Genomic DNA, 18861 nt, shown 5'->3' with positions numbered 1-18861 from the left:
CTAGCTCCCTCCTTTGAATGTCGACAGATTAGGTCGGAGAATCCGAAGCTCCTGTAAACGGTCGATGGCAATGAAACCGTTCGGATGTATGTATGCGCATTCCATCTCCGGTTGTTCTGACAAAATTGTCAGCTCGTCAGTCATTGTTTCCAGTCTATCCGCTATCATCAAATGCGTCGCCTCAAGCCACGAAGCCGCGATTACCGCTTCTTCATTGCCAGTAGCACCCGCATGAGCGATCCCTTTTAATCTTCCTAATACGTAAATGCTTCCCGCGGCCTCGACACGGCCGTTCGGATTGACATCGCCGATTACGACAAGATCTCCATCAGCTTTAACGACCTGACCTGAGCGGACGATGCCGATATAGGTCTCCGATTGATTCTCCAATACTTTACGGTTGCATTCCTCTATTGTAATGACTTCGCTTTGAATCTTGGAAACTCGTAAATGCGGCGATTCGTGAACGACATTCATAATTTCCTTTAACTCTTCTTCATTACAATAACGATTTCCGGTATGCACCTTCACTTCAGCAAGCCCTTCAAGACTATTTTCGCTGACTTTATTGCGGAGTTCTGCAATCATGTCCGAATAAGCGCATTTGTCGTCAAGTCGGAGGACAAGCCCGTCTTTTGTCCCTTTTATTGTTACATAGTGCTGTTTCGTCATTTGCGTCCCTCACAATTTTCTTGATTATATTCCGGCTTTTTGCAGTCCTCTTTCATCGATCAACCGTTTGAATAAATACCCGAACATCGCCACGAAAATAGAATTGGCAATTATTGTCGGCATAAGTCGGATGACGATAAATTCTTCGAAGCCGATTGCCGTCAATGCAATCAGGCTGGCAAAGAAGAACGACAACAGTTCAAGCAACGCAATCATCACCATTGATAAAAGCATGACGGTAAGGATATGGCGATGGATTTGCCGGATGATCAAAGCGGCAAGATAGCAGATTACCGGATATAAAAAAGTATATATACCAATAATATCAATGTGATACATATCATACAAGAGTCCAAGTACGATTCCATAGAGGATTGCACGTCTCCGTCCATAATAGACGGTGATGAAAATCAGATAGACGATAACGAAACGAGGGACGAGAGTGTAAGATACATCTGCAATCGACACAGGTGAGAAGAGACTGAATACCGGTTCGAGGAAAAATAATATGACAGCAATAAGAGGGATTATGAACCTAATCATGATCCATCATCCCCCTCTTCGTCCTCACCAGGGACTATACCGTCTGTACCGCTTGTAACGCCGGTTGACCTCTGAACGACCATTACATGATCCAACATGGAGAAATCTGCAGCCGGACGAATATAGGCTAACTTCGTCAATCCAAAATCATCCGTTGACACTTCAGTCACTTCCCCGATGAGCAAACCTTTCGGGAAGATTCCGCCTAAACCGGATGATTCAACCTTTTGACCTTCCTTGACGTCAAAATTCGAATCGATACGTTTCATTATCAATTCGCCGCGGGCAGGGTCATATCCTTCTATCAAACCGAAAATCGCTTCTTCACCAGGAATGACTGCAGCAACCCGGAAGTTGCTGTTTTCAGTCGATAACAGTTCCACTGTTGATGTGAAAGCAGTGACAAGCACGACTTTTCCGATGAGGCCGTTTGCGGTTATGACGGCCATATTCAGCTCAACATTTGCAGCAGTACCTTTATCGATAATGATTTTTTCTTCCCATTGGTCGGGATTTCTCGAAATGACAGTCGCTTGAATAGGCTCATAATCTCTAAGACTTTCTTTCTTGTCAACGATTTCACGGAGTTTTTTATTATCCGCCTTCACATCCGCCAGTTCTGCTTGAGTAGAGGCATATTCTTTTAATCGCGCTTTTAAATGCTTGTTTTCTTCATATGTATTCAAAATGCCATCGATTTTATCTAATGTGCCCGTAATATAATGTGCCGGTTTCGAGAAAAGAGATTGCCCGAAACCGACGACGTCTTTCACTATTTGCTCTGGAAGGGTGGCATTCTGCCTGTCTTTTAAGGAGAATGAAATCAATGCCACGAGGACAATGACGCCCACAAGCAGCAAAATTAACCGTTTATTCGAAAAAAATCGCGGCATTGCCCAAATCCTCCCTCATTACCTAGCTTGCATCTTTTTGATCACTTCGAAATTATCGAGTGCTTTCCCTGTTCCAATCGCTACGCAATCAAGCGGATCTTCAGCGATGAAAACAGGCATATTCGTTTCATCAGAAATAACCTTGTCCAAGTTTTCAAGAAGCGCTCCCCCGCCTGTCAAGACAATTCCACGTTCCATAACGTCCGCAGAAAGTTCAGGTGGTGTAGCTTCCAATGTTTTCTTAACGCCTTCAATAATTTGTGTAATAGATTCACGAAGTGCTTCAACGATTTCATCTGAAGAGATTTCCAATGTTTTTGGTAGGCCAGTTAACAGATCACGACCTCTAATTTCCATCTTTTCAGGTTTAGCAGATACTTTCGCAGAACCGATTTCAATTTTAATAGCTTCCGCAGTACGTTCACCGATCGTCAAATTATACACTTTACGGATATAACTTATGATCGCGCCATCCATCGAGTCACCGCCGACACGAATCGATTCGCTCGTAACGATTCCTCCAAGAGAAATGACCGCAACTTCTGTCGTACCGCCACCTATATCGACGACCATGCTGCCAGTAGGTTCCCAAACTGGTAAATTAGCACCGATAGCAGCAGCAAAAGGCTCTTCAATAGTAAACGCGTCTTTAGCACCGGCTTGTCTTGCCGCATCAATAACTGCGCGCTGTTCGACAGATGTAATGCCGAAAGGAACACATACCATGACGTTAGGCTTCTTCCAAGCGCTTCCCGCAGCTTTTGTCGCTTCTTTCATATAATGCTCGATCATTGCTGTCGTAATTTCAAAATCCGCAATAACTCCATCTTTCATTGGTCGAGTCGCCACGATAGAACCCGGTGTACGTCCAATCATATTTTTAGCCGCTGAACCGACTGCCACGATTTCATTCGTCACTGTGTTTTTCGCTACGACGGATGGTTCTCTAAGAACGATCCCTTTTCCTTTAATGAATACCAATGTATTTGCTGTGCCGAGGTCGATCCCGACATCTCTTGATCCTAATCCAAACAAATTTGTTCTTCCTTTCTATTCGACCGCATAAAATGGTCTTCTTGAAATCATACACCACATTATAACGGATTGGAGAACAAATTCACAGTGTCAATAGCAATAGTAAGTATTTTGATGCTAATGCCTTCCTATCAAATGCAACCCCGTCAAGCTATAGAATTCCCTTTATACTGTAGGGTTATAGGCACTTTCTCACTTATTTATACAAATAAATCTGTTTCCAGTTTAGGAGTTAATTGCTAACTCATATACCCCTTTTCCTTAAGACTAATGAAACGATGGTCGCCAATAATAAGATGATCCAGCAGCTCGATTCCGATAATGGAGCCTGCTTCAACTAGCCTATCTGTAACCTCGATATCCTCTGGGGAAGGCGTGGGGTTGCCACTTGGATGATTATGTGCACAAATTATTGAGGCGGCGGATCGTTTCACTGCTTCACGGAAAATCTCCCTAGGATGGACGATTGATGAATTTAAGCTACCGATGAAAATCGTCTGTTTATGCAACACTTCATTTTTTACATTCAAAAAAAGAACGACGAAATGCTCTTGGACAAGGGAAGACATATCCGTCATCAAATAAGCAGCGGCATCTTCCGGCGATTTAATGACATAGCGTCCTTCCGAATGTTTACGATAAATCCTCTTTCCAAGCTCCACTGCAGCAAGGATTTGGACAGCCTTCGCTTCTCCGATGCCTTTAATGGCCGTCATCTCTTCCACGGTCGCATCTTTAAAATCTTGAATTCTGTCGAAGGATTTCAATATCCGATTGGCAAGCATCAAGACTGACTCTTCCTTCGTGCCTGTCCTCAGCAGGATAGCCATGAGCTCCTGATTCGACAAACTTCCGGCACCTTGGCGAATAAGCCTTTCGCGGGGTCTATCCGCGATATGTACATCCCGGATCATCATCTGCTTCTTCACATCGACTGTCAAAGAATCATTCACCTTCCTTCAACAGGATGATGCCTTCATTGCGTAATGTCTCGACCAGTTTCGATAAAGGCAATCCAACAACATTCAAATAGTCCCCTTCAATTTCATCGACAAGAAGCGCACCCGCTGTTTGGATGCCGTATCCGCCTGCTTTGTCCAATGGGTCGCCTGAGTCGACATAAGCCCGAAGCAACTGTTCATCTAGTTTCTTGAAAGTCACTTTTGTCTCGACCGAAAACACTTTCGACAATCCGCTTCCAAGAATACACACACCCGTGAAAACCGAATGGGTGTTACCGGAAAACTTCCTTAGGAAGCTTTCGGCCTGTTCTTTCGAAGATGGTTTCGGATAGACCTCCCCTTCAAACACAACAATCGTGTCCGCCGCAACGACGACGGCATCCGGTTTTTCTTTCGAAACGGCAGCTCCTTTTTTCATCGCAAGCTTCTGGACGTACTCCTCGAAATCCCCTTCCGTCCATTCCACAACTTCTTCGACATTGCTCGGCATCGTTTCGAAGGGAATGCCAATGTCTCTCAGCAGCTCCTGTCTCCTTGGAGAGCCAGAAGCTAAAATAATCGGTACTTCCGACATGAATTCCATATAAGCAACCTCCTTTTTCTATCCTTATCATACTGTAGAAGAAGCATAATGGAAATTTTCATAAATCGGCAATAACTTGATTTTGCCCCGTTTTCCAGCTTTAAAAATTAATTTTCGCGCACCCATCCTTATTGGAATAATTCGAAATTAGGTGAAGTCGGATAATACGTAAATCCGAAGTGAACGCTGTTAGACCCAGTATGTTCTTGTGGAATTCAGCGATCTTTTCATCATCCGCTTCTCCATCTGCGGCAGTTGTCAAAACTTTAATTTTAGCTAATTCAGTTTCAGCTAAAACGCTTATTAATTTTCCAGCGCCCACGTTGGAACATGACGATGCATCAACGAAAAATGGCTTTCTAAACGTCATTTCGTATTCGCTCACTTCAATTTCATCTTCCTGAATGCCGACCTCACTCCACACATAGAACTGTCCTCCGATTTGTAAAATGGCTGCTTTTGCGAGACTTACATCTTGCGCAAGGAAATCTTTCGCTGATTCTACGGATGAAAACACTCCATGCTGCTTAGCAAACAGTTTGAGTGGGGCTTCATCTGCAGAAACGGCTGGACCGGATGCCGGAGTTGTTTCACCGGAAGTCGGCGGATCTGCCGCCACTGTCTCTTGTTCGACCGCTTTTTCCTTCCCTATCCCATTCGTCCCGACGATAATTAAACCTACTATCACTACTGCAGCGATGCCGATTAGTACGCCGTGAAGCATCGCCATCGCAACTGTCACTTTCGAATATTTCTTTCTGAAATTCATGCCAGTCCACCCCGTTTTTAGTAACCGTATCAAACTGGACATGAAAAAGAACAAGACGTATGTCGCCTTGTCCTAAATAATTTATCGACTTAAATGAATAATTGCTGATACCATTCGACAAAGTCTGCTCCGAAGAAATACGAAAGGACCGCTGCCGCTGCAATGGATGGTCCGAAGGCAACAGGGGTCTTCTTGCCTTTCCCGGTTTTCTTCAGCACGTATATGCCGACGACAGAGCCAATCAGCGACGCGAGGAACAACGTTAAAAGCGTATTTATCGTACCGAGCACAAGACCGATGACAAAGAATAATTTAATATCCCCTCCGCCCATTCCGCCTTTCGACAAGACAGCAATGAGAAAGAGCACGATAAAACCGACAGCGGCTCCTAACAAGCTATCCCACCAAGGCGACGTCGGAATGATCCATCGAAGGATTAAAAACGCGATGGCAAACGGCAGAAGCACTTTGTCCGGAATGATCATATACGCTATATCTGACACAGTAATGATGACGAGCAATGAAACGAAAAGCAAAGCGATAATCAATTCATATGTAAAACCGATATGGTAATAAGAAAATGCGAACAAAACCCCAGTTAGGAATTCCATTAAAGGATACATCGGGCTAATTTTTTGTCCGCATCCCCTACATTTTCCGCGCAGAGCAATATAGGAGAAGATCGGTATCAAATCGAGCGCACGCAGCTTCCGATTGCACGTAGTGCAATGAGATGGCGGTGAAACGATCGATTCCTTTTTCGGTACACGAAGGCCGACGACGTTAAAGAATGAGCCGAAAATGATGCCGTATATGAAAATTAAAATTACCCACACAATACTCATTCATGATCACCCAATCCAGGCATTTGATTAATCGGCGTCGGATCTTGTTTGCCTGCCGGCACCGGCGCGTCCACTTTTGGAGCTTCATTTTCAAGATTACCCAAATCCGGCCGGAAAAACGCATGGAAAGTAATTGTGAGATCCATCAAGTCGCTCTCCTGTTCGAACGTCCTCACTTCCGCAGGCGCCGTGAATTCAATACGATCCATAATGAATATTCGTTCCATCTTTTCAATTTCTTCGATGAACCGATCGATCTGACTATATTTATCCGCCTGTAAATGCACTTCCGTAACGACAGCTTGCACATTCTCAACAAGCTCAGGCGGATTTTCCATTAGCGTTTCTTCAAGTGAAAAATTCACTTCATTCACTAGTGTATCTGATTTCACTTCCGCTTTCTGCACTTGTAGGAGAATTAGATCCTCAAGCGGCTTTACAGGCAGCTTTTCCTGCAAAGGACGAGAATTAGATAATCCGGATCGACTTTGCTGCGCCTCTTGCCGCTGTAATGCAAAAAGGACATCTCTTTCATTCACCAACGTCTGCTCTGCACGTTCACTCGACTCTTTCGCAGGAGCATAGATTTGAAAATACGAATATGCAGCGAGGACGATTAGAAATACGATCGCCAAAATGAGCAGTCCCATCTCCTTTTGACGTTTTGTCATATTACTCATCGGAGTCAACCTCCTGCTCAACTGTTTCGTCTGTAGCTTCTACTTCGTCCGTTCCTTCAACTTCTTCTGTACCTTCAACTTCGACGACAGCACCACGTTCATCTATGTATTCAATATGATAGGTCGCTTCAAAACGCGGCAGCGTCGTCAAGTCTATTTCCTCATCCAAACTTTCAGCGACTAACGACTCCATCGTAGCCGAAGAGACAACTGTCGAAGATTTGATTCTCGTTAAATAATAGGCTGCGTCGGATTTGTTGTCGAATTGGACGATGACTGTTGACTCGTGAGGTGCTGTAAATTCGAATGAAACAAAGAATCCGCGCTCCGGCAATAAAGCGATCATTTCGCGCAATAAAGGCAATGTATCGAACCGATTCGCCTCCGCCCATTCTACGGTCGATGCAAGTTTTTCACGATCATCTGCATTTGTTGAAGGCTGGATATCCTCACGAATCGCTTCTTGGCTTGCATGCATTGCCGTGATTTGCGTTTCTGTCCGAGCTGCCTCTTTCGACAAAGAAAGGGATAGTATAAAAAGAACAGCCCAAAAAAGAATAGCCGCACCTAAAACAATGAGTGCAGCGATAAGGAGCGTCGATCGCTCCCTTTCCTTTTCGGGCAATAAATTAATATCAACGAGCATGTACTACACCTCTTTCAATGCCAAACCGATCGTCCGGTTGAAGGTTGCGGGCAACTGTCGTCCATCTTGAAGCTCCAACGGTCTTTTCAGCAAGCGTTCCGCTTGGATTGAAAACCGCTCTCGTATGGTGGACAATAAATTTTCCATATCCCTATATTCGCCATTAACGAGCAAATGGGTAATGGAAGCATTTCCGTTATGTAAATTATATCGATAGAAATTCATCAGCTTTTCAAGTTCCATTACAATCGTTGTCGGCGTAATGGAATGGGGATCTGCATGGACATCCGCAACAATCGAAAGATCGGCTGATTGTGACAAATCGACCGGTCTCATGAAAAGTGGGTAATGCTTATGGAAGATTGATACAGTTAAAACACCGTCATGCATATCGGCGATCAAAACATGCTCATGCCCTGAAAATTGATACACTTTGTACGCAAGCCGATAAAGAGCGAGCGGTCCGATATCAGCAACGACAGGATTGAGTTTAACCGCTTTAAGAACGTCCTCGTACTGATCCAAAATACTTTCCTTCGATGCAATCAAAATCGCTTCCTTGCTTTTTTCATTCAACGTGCATGGGATAACGTCAAAAACCGGATCATCAAACGGCAAATAAATCGTCGAACCGATTTCAATGAAAAAATGCCCCTTTAGCTCATCCGGTTCAACATCATCCGGATAAGGCACTTTACGAATCATCACATATGTATCGGGAGCAAGGAATTGGACATCACGCTTCGCGATGCCCCACTCCTTCAAATGCCCTTCCAAAATGACCACAAGCGCTTCTGCATCGACAATCTTCCCCTCGACGACTGTGTTAGGAGGAAGCACAACTTCCTCCGCACAATCAACGACAAACGGTTCAGTCGACTTCAACCGGACAAACCGGACGGCATCATCTTCAATTGTAAGTGTTGCCGGCTGTTTGCGGCGGTTGAATAGTGGCATGTATATTCTCCTAACTGAATATATCTAAATCCGATTATTAATCTACCTTCGGTTGTTCTGCGGATGCTCCTGGAATAGTTTTATTGCCATCAGAGCTTCCTTTTTGCTTGTCCGCATTAATCGCTTCTAGTGTTGCAGCACCATCAGTAAATGTTACAGTTTTACCATCGGAATATTCTGATGATACCCCACTAATTGACTTATTTGCCTTCGTGACTTTCATTGTATCCGCCAATTTTCCTTTATTATCGAGATACCCACCATCAACTAATTCTTTAATAGTTACATCATCCTCGGTGTCATCTTCCACGAAATATATATTGGCTGCATTTAAAGCATTAATAGCATCCGCTTTAACAGCATTATATTTAGTGTTCTCAATGATATTCCCTATCGCAGGCACAGCAATCGCTGCAATAATCCCTAAAATGACAATTACCGCTAAAAGCTCGACAAGCGTTAATCCTTTTTCATTTTTCAATCGTTTTTGTAAAAACTTTTTCATCATTCTTCCTCCTTATTCTACCTTATTTTCATTTTCAAATTAAGAATACCAAACTACTAGTAGAAATGAAACTATCAACCTACCTATTTATATAACTATTTATTTTTCGACAAAATTCGTTACATATTATCTATTTCAGTGAATAAGCTAAACATCGGCAATAGAATCGAAAGTACTATAGTTCCGACCAAACCTGCCAAAAGAACTATCATTAAAGGCTCGATTAATGCTTTAAGCCGATCTGTAGAGGCATCGACTTCTTTTTCATAGAAATCAGCTACTTTACCGAGCATTGCATCAAGTGACCCTGTCTGTTCCCCAATTGCGATCATATGTGGAATTAACGGAGGGAACGCCCAGTGGCCCGCCATCGGTTCTGTTAATGAACCGCCTCTTTCCAATGACTGTCTAGATTCACCGACAACCCGCGAAATGACTTCATTTTCTACAATTTTCTCCGTCATCGACAATGCCTGTAAAATCGGCACGGAACTTGCAAATAAAGAACTAAGCGTTCTCGTCAACGTCGAAAGAGCTGATTTTTTCATAAGGTCGCCAAAAATCGGGATTCGTAATAGGAATGAATCAAGTATGTACTTCCCTTCCTTATTGCTGCGCATCATCAATATACCAACTACAATTGCAGCCACCAAAAGGATGAATACATACCAATAACCAACCATAAATTCACTTGCCTTCAAGACAAACTGTGTCAGCCAAGGAAGTTCTCCTCCAACGCTTGCGAAAAGATCAACGAACATCGGGACGACGAAAGTTAACAGGAAAATGACAACTCCGATTGCGACGATTCCTACGACGATCGGGTAAGACATCGCAGAAATGACTTTTTGCTTCGTCATATGTGCCTTCTCATAATGTTCGGCAAGTCTGTCCAAAGAATCATCGACCGTACCTGACATTTCCCCCGCTTTGATCATATTGATGACCAATGGTTCAAAGGCTTTTGGGTGTTTCATTATCGTATCCGACAACGCCCCGCCACCTCTGAGATCATCACCAATAGAAACTAAAATCTTTTGGAACGGCTTCGATTCGACTTGCAAAGATAGTATGCGAATCGATTCTACAATCGTGACGCCTGCTCGAAGCAATGTCGAAAATTGGCGGAGAAACATAATGAACTGTGTTCGCTTGATCGGTTTTCCGAGATGGATTTCTTTAGTAAGAACCGTTTCGGCTTGTTCCGTTAAATTAGTGACACGGATTCCTTGGTTCTTTAATTTCAATGCGGCTTCCCGCTTATTCACAGCGACAACAACGCCGGATCTTTTAGATTTGGCATCACGACCATCATATTTGAATCGAGCCATTGTCAGTCATCACCTTCGATATACGGCATTGCTGTCTCGTAAGAAATAAGTCCGCGGTCAAGAAGTTGTCTGACCGAAGTTTCCATCATATGCATTCCCATTGAACGATTCGTCTGAATGATATTCGGAATTTGATGCACCTTTTCCGAACGGATCAGGTTCGAAATCGCAGAGTTGTTAATCATCAACTCAGTAGCAACTCTTCTACCCTTCCGGTCTACTGTTGGAAAGAGTCGTTGCGATAATACAGCTGTCAATACGCCAGCTAACTGAACACGGATTTGGGATTGCTGACCGTGCGGGAAGACGTCGATGATCCGATCAATCGTTGAAGCCGCACTCCACGTGTGTAGTGTTGCCAGGACAAGGTGTCCAGTTTCAGCAGCAGTAATAGCGGTTGAAATCGTCTCCAAATCCCGCATCTCCCCGACAAGGATGACGTCGGGATCCTGTCGTAAAGAAGCCCGTAATCCGTCAGCGAATGAACTTGTGTCAAAGCCAACTTCCCGTTGGTCAATGATAGATGCTTGATGAGAATGTACATACTCGATCGGGTCTTCAAGAGTGATAATATGTTTGCGCATCGTTTCATTCATATAACGTATCATCGCCGCTAGTGTCGTTGACTTCCCTGATCCTGTTGGTCCTGTCACCAATATGAGCCCTTGAGGAGTTTCGGCCAACGACTTTAAAGACCCAGGCACTTGCAATTCATCGATTGAAGGAATTAAAGTAGGGATTGTCCTGAACGCTAACGAAATCGAACCACGTTGTTGAAACGCATTCACACGGAAGCGAACGATATCTTTCAATTCATATGAATAATCGATTTGCCCTTTTTCTAGAAATGTCTTGAATAACTTTTCTGGGATTGTCGTTTTAGCCGCTTCGTCCGTGTAAGAATCATTTACGGGCTGATCACCGTAACGCTTTAATTCCCCATGGATTCTGAAGACAGGCGGCACGCCGACTGTCAAATGAATATCAGACGCTTTCAGTTCAAATGCTTTTTTCAATATTGAATCTATCATTTCATTCATTTCTATACCCCTATTCCAAAAGTGAAACACGCAGCACTTCTTCAGTCGTCGTAATGCCACGTTTCACTTTATCCAATCCATCGTCGATCAAAAATATAGTACCATTTCGCGTTGCAATTTCACGCAGCATTGCGGGAGTTCCGTGGTTATTGATCACTTCACGCATCTCATCGTTAATAATAAGAACCTCATGGATGGCGACACGTCCACGATATCCGGTCATATTGCAAGCGGCACAACCTGGCCCGCGGACAACCGTTTCGATCTCTTTGCCACGTTTCGCAAAAATCTCTTTTTCACGGTTCGACGCCGACATTTCCCTACCACAATCTCGACAAACACGCCGAATTAGCCGTTGCGCGATAATTGCGTTGACAGAAGCTGTCACAAGAAACGGTTCGACTCCCATGTCGATCAATCTAGTGATAGAAGCGATAGAGTCGTTTGTATGGATCGTGCTAAGGACGAGATGACCAGTCAATGAAGCGCGGATTGCGATTTCCACCGTTTCTCGGTCACGAATTTCACCGACCATGACAATGTCAGGGTCTTGACGTAAGATCGATCGCAAACCATTTGCGAAAGTTAAACCGACTGCGGGATTAACCTGGATTTGATTAATGCCTTCCAGTTGATATTCTACCGGATCCTCTACAGTGATAATATTCACTTCTTCTTGGTTCAATTTATTAAGTGCCGCGTAAAGAGTAGATGATTTACCCGAACCGGTTGGACCGGAAATCAATACAATCCCGTTTGGTCGTTCAATCTCCTTCATGAACCGCTCCAAATTCACGGGGCTAAAGCCTAATTTCGTTAAGTCATTCAAAGAGCTACTCAAATCCAAAATCCGCATAACGACTTTCTCGCCAAATACTGTAGGCAGTGTTGACACCCGTAAATCGATCGGGCGGAAGTCAATTGTTGCCTTAATCCTTCCGTCCTGTGGAACTCGGTGCTCTGTAATATCGAGACTCGACATGATTTTAATACGTGCTGTGAGCATTGCTTGCATATGTTTTGGCAAATAGCGTTCCGTCTTTAGCATCCCATCTACTCGCAACCTTATGACGACTTGATGCTCCTGTGGGTCAATATGTATATCACTTGCCTTTTGTGTAATCGCGGATGACAATATCTGGTTAACAAGTCGGACGATCGGCGAATCAAGATCCGTCAATTCATCTTGCTGCTCTCTCGTTTCCTCAGGTTGCTCGATAAAAAAGTCTTCAAGCAAGTCATCTTCATAATACTTTGATATCGTCCGTAAAATATCGTCCTTTGAGGCAATCGCCGTTTCAATGTGAAAACCTGTCGACAAACGCAAGTCGTCGACGGCCAAATAATCCATCGGGTCGGACATCGCTACAAATAGCCTGTCCCCCTCCGCCTTCAATGGGACAAGCAAATTCCGCTTCGCAAACTCTTTCGGAACGACATTGAATAGCTTTGGATCGAACGGATACCTGAAAAGATTGACGTGTGGAATCCCAAGTTGGAATTCCAGCACCTCAATCAATTGCTGTTCCGTAATATAACTTCTCTGAAGAAGTGCATCCCCGAGTTTTTGATCCCTCGGCTTTTCTTCCAATGCAGTTTGAAGCTGCGAGTCTGTAATGAGACCCGATTCAACAAGTAAATCGCCTAATCGTTTCCGTGTTGTCGCCATCATCATCCCTCTTTCACTTCTAGACGTATATCATTTCCCTGATATCGGAAGGCCGCTTTTATCGTAAATTATTTCCCTTTCAGTTGCCCCTTCATTGACAGTCCCATCTTCACTGTCTGAGTTTTGAGAGCCGTTAATATTGTTGGAGTTATTGGAGTCACTTGATTCTATTTCTCCACTGTCGATATTTCCAGATTTCGTGTCAGTAGCAGCTTCACCGTTTTGCGGAGGAGTGGTACTTTCGCTATCTGTACTATCAGTCACCGAAGTATCCCCTTTTAATAATGGATGGATTTCGATTCGATTAATTGGTGCATAAAAATCTTCGGAAATGTCTTCAGTGTCAACAATTTGACCGTCGACAGAGAGTGTCCGTTTAACGATTGCTTCAATGCCTTCCTTTCCATCCTGAGAAACAACGGCTTGTCCCTCATCAATGAATGCACTGTATTGCTGAACAATTCTTGGTTTATATGTTTCAATATTAGTCGTGCTGGGTTCGTATGTGTAATAGAACGGCATGCCTTCGATCGATAGACGTATTGCTCCAGCAGACCAAGCCGCATCCATAGTGAATCCCGTCTTGTTCGGGTTTGTGAATTTAAAATCAAGGCCTAAAGTTTGATTCATCGCGGCTTCAAAGCCCGGTTGGATGTTTGAAGATAAGGAAGCACTAATATTACGTTCATCAATCTCAAAATTAGTCTGTAAAACGGCAGAGTATAGAATAGAAGAAAGCAATGTCATTTCTTCATCCGTAAGCGGTCCAACTTCTTCACTTGTTAACAGCTCCATCATTGAAAACGATGCATATGGCTGAATGATCACTCCGTTAAGGGCATGGATTGCTTTGGATAGAGACGGAGATATTGCGTCAATACTATATTCTGAAGATGCTACTACTTCATTAGATATATCATTTGCTAGATAGTCAGTAATATGAACATTTCTTGGCAGGATTCCTGTTTGTAGCTCTTTTTCAATTCCTTCAGAAACCGATTCGATTGCATTTTCTGAGAACTGAATGCTCGGTAGTTCTTGATTAAGAACTGTTTTCAATCCATCGCGCGATATATTTGCAATGATTGGATTGTCTTCACCTGAATTCGCATTAGCTAAGGACATGTCGATATTGAATGAGATTGTTTCAGGCGGAAGTTCGAACAGAATGTCCTGATAAATCAAATTCACTTCCAATTTAGACTGAAGCACCGAAAAATCGGATTCTAATTTGGATTTGGCTTGTTTTGTTTTACTGTCTGAAATGTTGAAAGGTCCGATATACGTATGGTTGGTAAATTTTTTACTCTTGAAGAAGCCATCATTCGCATAGGCGCTCTGAAAAGAGAAAGCAGATAATGCAAGTAAAAGCATTACCAATAGCAAACCCCATATTTGTAGTTTATTTTTCATCCGTTCAATCACCCTTTGGCTATAAAGTAAAAGATACTTAATCCATTACTTAAAATCTACTTTCTAGGTAGGATCTTACTAATTGAAAGCATCCGGAAATTATGGTATTAATTGTTCATTGGCTATACGTTGATAAGTTTATTACATCTTCGACTAGCCGATTTAATGCATTCGGCAAATATAACTGAACTGTTATTTAGTTTTTAACACTTAGCCTTTAGCATATTTCTACAGAATGTTGAAGCAATTAGCTGAAACTTAAATCCAAAAATCTATTTACTTAATTATAGGTTCATAAAAGTATATATAAAGATTTTCCTGTAGTAGTCCAATTGCTGAAAAACAATTTTAATTTATTAATAATAGGTTACGTCTTTTGTTAGTGGCTTTTTCCATTGAACCTCTTCAATACTTTCTCCTCCCCCACACTTTTTCCATATTTCACTTGATGAAACCCCAACTGCATCTGCCAAGCCAGCCAGAGTTGGATTATTTTTATTCTCTTCAATTACGTAAAACAATTTGCTTCCATCAGAAATTGTTAAATCACCATCGAATTTAACATTTCCGCCAATACAAACTAACGAATTACTTTTAATCTCAAATTTTTTAACTGCATGAAAGGCTCCAGCTATATAAAAATTTGATTTTTCCATTTTTACGTTCATCAAGCTTTTGAAGCTACCGCTTACCTTTAAAGTGGAATTCTTAACACCATTCATATTGCTATGCACCTCTAAACTACCGTTAACAGAAACTGTTGAATCCTCAAATTGATTGAAATTGGAAACTACCATCCCTCCGTTAGAGTATATAGTTGAAGAACGGATATCAAGATTTCCATTTGGCTGAAAGTAGGGAAAAGGAAAATAAACAGTCGATTTGTTCCAAATCTTCTTCACTTTAGAACCATTTCCCACTTTACACTTCTTATTTCTCAAATCATCACTTTTACATTCATCCACACCAATGTCCGAAGGGTAGAAATTAGTCATATCAATTGGATTACTTAAACTTCCGCTTTCCCCTTTTGCATTTTCATAATCAGGTATTATGAATACTTGTTTAAAGGCTATCCTTACTTCTTTTCCTCCATCAACTACAATACCTTTAGATTCGCCTGAGAAAACAATTTGACGATCTCCAGAACGTGTTAAATTCATGTTATCAAATTGATAACTATATTTATCTAAAAATATTTGAGGAAACCTTATAGTGTCTTTATTTATTTCATCTATCTTTTGTCGCAAATAGACAATGAGTTCTCCGCTTAATTTTTCATGAATGGAGTTGTAGTCAACTTTTTTATTGTTAGGTGTAGCCTGAATTAAATTCCTCGCTAAGCTATCTAGCTCAATTTCTTTTTGATAATACTCGTTAACAAGGGCCTGAATAATATAATCCACCCCAGCCTCGGCCGCCATTACTGTAAGTTGGTTCTCATCCACTTTGATTTCTTGCTTTGCATTTCCAAGTGAACCTCTTATAAAGACAGCTGAAACTACCATTATGAAAACAACTAAAAAGAGGACTGTTAATAATGCGTATCCCTGTTCGTTATGGCTTTTCCGCATTCTTCACTCCTCCTTCTCCACTTTATATCTAGAGATGACTGTTGAGACACTTACCTCTAGTTTGTAATTACTCGGATCAGCAACTACTAGGTCAACATACAAAGAAGAATCTGTTGTTTTCGCTTTAACTTCGTGCTCTGTTGGTAATCCACTAATTTCAAATTCAGATCCTGAACCGATTTTCTTATCTGATTGAGTGACAGCTCCCAGACAATCCGTCATCCAAATTTCCCCGTCTCTCTCCTTCAACTTATATGCATCACATTTTCGGTGAATTTGTTGAAGTTCTGTAATTATATAATTAGCCTCCTGCTGCATTCTTAATTTTTTTGTTTCCGTTATATTGTAATTCATGCTTGTAAGTATTGTTGCCCAAATTAATATAATGACAAGTGCGGTTAATAGAAGTACGGCCAATACCTCTACTAGCGTCATCCCTGATTGCCGTGAACTATTGTTATGTTTATTATCTACTAACTTCAACATAGCCGAAAGTCTCACTGATAACTTTGTCATCTTTTTGAATCGATATATTGACTTCATGCAGACTCAACTCACCTTCAGCATCCCCCGCTGGCAATGCGGCTTGTTTTTCAATTCTATATTCCACTTCTCCAAATTCACTTTTTTCGGTTCGGATCCAGGCCTCATTTTTATCGATATAACCATTTTCCGAAGTGAAATCACTTAGAGAGTATGATGAGTTTCTATAGTTATCCAGAAGCACCCTTGCCTCGTTCATTACACTCAGCTTGGTCCCCGTTTTCTCATTAAAATTCGTCATCTCCGGGAAAATCGTCATAAACCCAACAAAGACGATGCCTAAGATGACAAGCGCGGCCAGGATTTCGACGAGGGTCATCCCTTTTTCGTTTCCTTTATGGCTTTTCATCTCAACATCGCCTCCCTTTTTATGTATCTATTACTTACAGCATACAAAATCCTTTTAAACTAATCAACTAGTCTCTTTCAATAGTAAAAAAATCACAGAAAAAGACCGGCGTCATCTGCCAGTCTCAATTCAATATACCCACATACTCTTCTTCATAAACGCCTACCCGATTGCGACCTGCTTGTTTCCCGCCAATATAAAGCGCTCGGTCTGCATTTCGCAGCAATTCCTTACCATCTTTTGCATCCATCGGTAATGTAGCGACACCAACACTGATTGTCATTTCGACGATTGCAGGTACCCTGTCTTCGGATAGGTCCGGTATGATTTCGAAGCTAGACTCTTCCATCTCTTTTCGAATCTTTTCCGCAAACTCCACTGCATCTTCTTTTTTATAATTCGGCATGATTATTACGAACTCTTCGCCACCGTACCTAGCTAAAGTCATTTCGGATGTTTGGCAACTCCTTAATAGAGCTGCGAATGCGCAGAGCAGATCATTCCCGCTTTGGTGCCCGTATGTATCATTGATTGACTTGAAATGATCGATATCCAAAATGATCGTAGACAATGTAGAAATTTCCCCGGTATGATAGCGTATCATCTCCTCATCCAATTTAGACTCCAAGTAACGGAAATTATAAAGTCCAGTCAAGCCGCATCTCACACTTTTTTCTACTGTTTTTTCATAATACCTTGCCCTTTCAACCGCGGTTGCAAAATAGCCTGTTAACAGATCCACCATCTTTACATGTACTTCCTCGAACGCGTATCTTTGTTGTGATGTTAGAATAAGGAAACCTTCCGTCTTCTGATTTCTTTTGATGGGTGCCGCCATAACACTTTCCACAGCGTCGCCAAACGTATATCCTCTTAGTGAGGCAACGTTTTTTTTATTCAAGAAAAACTTAGTCATTTCCAAGTCCAAGCCATCTCCATCAGACATCTTTTGCGGAAATGAAAAATTATTAGCAACCCCGCTTCGGAATTCCCCTTCGTTATGAGCAAGCATGACAAGATTTTCACCCATCCTTAAATCGACGATATAGGCGCTGTCATAAGGTATTACACCATTAATTTTATTGATGAATGTGTGCATAACATCATCAACTCGTAAGCTATCTGCCAGCTGATGACCGATAACCGTTGATGAAGACAATACTTCATTCAATTTATCGGATTTCATATAATTGCTTGAAACGAGTAAAACAATAATAAACGGAACGCCAATGAGCAAAAATGCTTTACTGCCGAATTGTTGCAAGAGAAGACAAAAAGTAATAGCGAAAGGTAAAAGGAGAATTGAAGAAACATAATCCCACAATACTACTTTCTTCATTCCTGCTGTAGTTATCTTCATCCATCTGAAAAACATATAAATGACAACACTATTGACCAATGAATAGGCAGAAGCATAAATAAAGCCAGCCAGTAGGAATGTCCCTAATGACATTTCTTGAAGTGAACCTCCGAAAGCATAAAATATTGCACTGCTTATTACAGAAACAATCGCAAAGTTAATAGAGTTAAATCCAAACCTGAACGCTTTCGGTGTCGAAGACTTCATCGTGTAAAGCAGTACAAAACTTACAATTTGCATGTACATCATTTCAGCGACAATGCCATATTGAAAAAACAGCGAGAAGATAACCCATCTCTCCAACGTCATGCTTACCCTATCCAGTGAAATCGAAGTCATTAACGTCCCGATAAGGATAGCTAAATAAATGACCATCTCTACGTAATTAAGTGACTTCGACGGAAAATAGTTGAGGGCAATGTAAAACATTAAAGGAACAACAAGGAGCCACAAAACATACACAGCTCTTTTTTGTCTAGCTGTAACTATCAA

The 18861-nt window shown here is 42.0% G+C and carries 20 protein-coding genes; all 20 read right to left on the bottom strand.

What is annotated here, in order from left to right; genetic code table 11:
* The 20 genes from minC to AC0L13_RS07130 all read right to left on the bottom strand — a co-directional run bounded on the left by minC (position 1) and on the right by AC0L13_RS07130 (position 18861).
* Positions 1–672 carry a septum site-determining protein MinC gene (gene minC / locus AC0L13_RS07225; RefSeq protein WP_473645383.1) on the bottom strand — a complete coding sequence of 224 codons (672 nt, stop codon included), beginning with the start codon at positions 670–672 and terminating at the stop codon, positions 1–3.
* Between the two features lie 24 nt (positions 673–696).
* A complete protein-coding gene (gene mreD / locus AC0L13_RS07220) occupies positions 697–1215 on the bottom strand; it encodes a rod shape-determining protein MreD (RefSeq protein WP_473645381.1) in 519 nt (172 codons plus the stop codon).
* Positions 1212–2108: a rod shape-determining protein MreC gene (mreC, locus tag AC0L13_RS07215; RefSeq protein ID WP_473645380.1), complete on the bottom strand. Its 897-nt coding sequence runs from the start codon at positions 2106–2108 to the stop codon at positions 1212–1214. Before mreC ends, mreD begins: the two co-directional genes overlap by 4 nt.
* 18 nt (positions 2109–2126) lie before the next feature.
* Positions 2127–3143 (bottom strand): rod shape-determining protein, encoded by a 1017-nt coding sequence (locus tag AC0L13_RS07210; RefSeq protein WP_473645378.1) that lies wholly within the window; start codon positions 3141–3143, stop codon positions 2127–2129.
* Between the two features lie 239 nt (positions 3144–3382).
* A complete protein-coding gene (gene radC / locus AC0L13_RS07205; protein ID WP_473646888.1) occupies positions 3383–4060 on the bottom strand; it encodes a RadC family protein in 678 nt (225 codons plus the stop codon).
* Between the two features lie 28 nt (positions 4061–4088).
* On the bottom strand, positions 4089–4688 hold the full coding sequence (locus AC0L13_RS07200; protein WP_473645376.1) for a Maf family protein: 600 nt from the start codon (positions 4686–4688) through the stop codon (positions 4089–4091).
* Positions 4689–4788: 100 nt separating this feature from the next.
* Complete coding sequence (locus tag AC0L13_RS07195; RefSeq protein ID WP_473645374.1) at positions 4789–5457, bottom strand: hypothetical protein; 669 nt, start codon at positions 5455–5457, stop codon at positions 4789–4791.
* Between the two features lie 89 nt (positions 5458–5546).
* On the bottom strand, positions 5547–6302 hold the full coding sequence (locus AC0L13_RS07190; RefSeq protein ID WP_473645372.1) for a prepilin peptidase: 756 nt from the start codon (positions 6300–6302) through the stop codon (positions 5547–5549).
* Positions 6299–6982: a pilus assembly protein PilO gene (locus AC0L13_RS07185; protein ID WP_473645370.1), complete on the bottom strand. Its 684-nt coding sequence runs from the start codon at positions 6980–6982 to the stop codon at positions 6299–6301. Before AC0L13_RS07185 ends, AC0L13_RS07190 begins: the two co-directional genes overlap by 4 nt.
* Positions 6975–7628, bottom strand: a complete 654-nt coding sequence (locus AC0L13_RS07180) for a PilN domain-containing protein (RefSeq protein WP_473645368.1) — start codon at positions 7626–7628, stop codon at positions 6975–6977. The genes AC0L13_RS07185 and AC0L13_RS07180 overlap by 8 nt, the downstream gene beginning before the upstream one ends.
* Before the next feature lie 3 nt (positions 7629–7631).
* Complete coding sequence (gene pilM, locus AC0L13_RS07175) at positions 7632–8585, bottom strand: type IV pilus biogenesis protein PilM (RefSeq protein ID WP_473645366.1); 954 nt, start codon at positions 8583–8585, stop codon at positions 7632–7634.
* Positions 8586–8622: 37 nt separating this feature from the next.
* Positions 8623–9090 (bottom strand): prepilin-type N-terminal cleavage/methylation domain-containing protein, encoded by a 468-nt coding sequence (locus AC0L13_RS07170; RefSeq protein ID WP_473645364.1) that lies wholly within the window; start codon positions 9088–9090, stop codon positions 8623–8625.
* Positions 9091–9209: 119 nt separating this feature from the next.
* Positions 9210–10421: a type II secretion system F family protein gene (locus AC0L13_RS07165; protein ID WP_473645362.1), complete on the bottom strand. Its 1212-nt coding sequence runs from the start codon at positions 10419–10421 to the stop codon at positions 9210–9212.
* Positions 10422–10423: 2 nt separating this feature from the next.
* Positions 10424–11461: a type IV pilus twitching motility protein PilT gene (locus AC0L13_RS07160; protein ID WP_473645360.1), complete on the bottom strand. Its 1038-nt coding sequence runs from the start codon at positions 11459–11461 to the stop codon at positions 10424–10426.
* Between the two features lie 10 nt (positions 11462–11471).
* A complete protein-coding gene (locus tag AC0L13_RS07155; RefSeq protein ID WP_473645358.1) occupies positions 11472–13130 on the bottom strand; it encodes a GspE/PulE family protein in 1659 nt (552 codons plus the stop codon).
* A gap of 30 nt (positions 13131–13160) precedes the next feature.
* On the bottom strand, positions 13161–14543 hold the full coding sequence (locus AC0L13_RS07150) for a VanW family protein (RefSeq protein WP_473645356.1): 1383 nt from the start codon (positions 14541–14543) through the stop codon (positions 13161–13163).
* 356 nt (positions 14544–14899) lie between these two features.
* Complete coding sequence (locus AC0L13_RS07145) at positions 14900–16117, bottom strand: hypothetical protein (RefSeq protein ID WP_473645353.1); 1218 nt, start codon at positions 16115–16117, stop codon at positions 14900–14902.
* Positions 16118–16120: 3 nt separating this feature from the next.
* Entirely contained in the window at positions 16121–16603 is a 483-nt protein-coding gene (locus AC0L13_RS07140) for a hypothetical protein (protein ID WP_473645351.1), read from the bottom strand.
* Positions 16584–17009, bottom strand: coding sequence for a type II secretion system protein (locus AC0L13_RS07135; protein WP_473645349.1), 426 nt, complete (start codon positions 17007–17009; stop codon positions 16584–16586). Before AC0L13_RS07135 ends, AC0L13_RS07140 begins: the two co-directional genes overlap by 20 nt.
* A 124-nt stretch (positions 17010–17133) precedes the next feature.
* Entirely contained in the window at positions 17134–18861 is a 1728-nt protein-coding gene (locus AC0L13_RS07130) for a sensor domain-containing diguanylate cyclase (RefSeq protein WP_473645347.1), read from the bottom strand.

Source organism: Sporosarcina sp. QA0331 (genome assembly GCF_055808055.1).
This window is presented reverse-complemented; position numbering and strand designations above follow the sequence as displayed.